The 1105-nt window shown below is 68.6% G+C and carries 1 protein-coding gene; it reads left to right on the top strand.

Annotated elements, in window-relative coordinates; all coding sequences use genetic code 11:
* Positions 1-136: 136 nt before the first annotated feature.
* The coding region (locus tag ACFYXS_RS39565) for an IS256 family transposase (RefSeq protein ID WP_389256658.1) at positions 137-1105 on the top strand (969 nt) is incomplete at its 3' end.

The following is a 1105-nucleotide window of genomic DNA, read 5'->3' as shown; positions in this document are numbered from 1 at the left end:
GGTTGCGTCCTTGGAAGTGGTGTAGCGGGGTGGACCTGATCCGGGGGTTTGCTCCGGCGTACGGGTTGGTGCCCGCATAGACAAACGGCCACCGGCTGATCTTCGAAGTGTCGAAGCCTCGAAGGAGATCAGCACGATGACCGCACCAGACAGTCTGCCCCTGCACTCCCTCGCCGAGGAGAATCTCGCAGCGGCGAGTCCCGACCTGTTGCGCGCGATGGTCAAGACGTTCGCCGACGCACTGATGTCCGCGGAGGCCGATGCCCTCTGCAACGCCGAGTACGGGCAGGTCAGCGACGAACGCGTCAACCACCGCAACGGCTATCGCCCACGCGAGTGGGACACCAGGGCCGGCACGGTCGAGCTGGCCATTCCCAAGCTCCGCAGCGGCAGTTACTTCCCGCACTGGCTGCTGGAACGGCGACGCAGGGCCGAGCAGGCCCTCATCAGTGTGGTGGCCACCGCCTACCTGCTCGGGGTGTCCACCCGCCGGGTCGAGAAACTCGCCGAGTCCCTCGGCGTGACACAGCTGAGCAAGTCCCAGGTCAGCGCGATGTCCAAGCACCTGGACGACCAGGTGGCCGCATTCCGCAATCGGCCGCTGGACGCCGGACCGTATGCGTTCGTCTGGGTGGACGCGCTGACCCAGAAGGTCCGCGAAGGCGGCCGGATCATCAACGTCCACGCGCTGATCGCGGTCGGTGTCAACGCCGACGGGCACCGCGAGATCCTCGGCCTGGACGTCGCCACCGCCGAGGACGGCGCCGGCTGGCTGGCCTTCTTGCGCTCGCTGATCGCCCGCGGCCTGGGCGGGGTCCAGTTGGTGGTCTCCGACGCCCACACCGGCCTGGTCGACGCGATCGGTGCGACCCTGCCCGGCGCCTCATGGCAGCGCTGCCGCACTCACTACGCCCGCAACCTGCTCAGTCAGGCCCCGAAATCGGCTCAGCCGTGGGTGGCCACGCTGCTGCGGACGGTCTTCGAACAGCCCGACGCCGACGCCGTCCAGGCCCAGATGACGCAGGTCCTGGACACCCTGGAGGGGAAGTTCCCCAAGGCCGCCGAGCACCTGGACGCCGCCCGGCACGACCTGCTGGCCTTCACC

The organism is Streptomyces sp. NPDC002574 (assembly GCF_042889545.1).
Lineage (GTDB): Bacteria > Actinomycetota > Actinomycetes > Streptomycetales > Streptomycetaceae > Actinacidiphila.
The sequence above is the reverse complement of the archived record's forward strand: the minus strand, read 5'-3'. Positions and strand labels throughout refer to the sequence as shown.